Consider the following 333-nt stretch of genomic DNA (forward strand, 5'->3'; position numbering starts at 1 on the left):
ATCCGCCACTTCCTTACGTTTCCTTCAGGCTAGGCGTTCAGTTCTGGGCTGTGAATGACCGGCATCGATATTGCAGCCGGCTCAGTTGGGATGAGCATAAGCTTGTCAGGGGCAACCGAAGACACGAATCGGCCAGGTGGTGAACCGGTTCAATGGCGGGAGAAAAAAGGGGCGTTTGATCGGTTCTGCGAGCCGGGTCTGTCGCTCGCTCGATCAAAAGGGTGCTTTGAGGTGGAAGCTCTCCTTTGTGCAAGAGGAGGACCCTTTCGTCCAGTTCCTTGTCTGCTGTCGTGAGACGATGGTTGAGGCGAAGGTAGTCCGTCCAAGTCGGCG

At 56.2% G+C, this 333-nt stretch carries 1 pseudogene; it reads right to left on the minus strand.

Features of this window, described 5'->3' with window-relative positions:
* Positions 1-163: 163 nt before the first annotated feature.
* Positions 164-333 (minus strand): annotated as a pseudogene (locus BQ8482_RS38905) (MFS transporter); the annotation flags it as partial.

It is taken from the genome of Mesorhizobium delmotii, assembly GCF_900149755.1.
Taxonomy (GTDB): Bacteria; Pseudomonadota; Alphaproteobacteria; order Rhizobiales; family Rhizobiaceae; genus Mesorhizobium; species Mesorhizobium delmotii.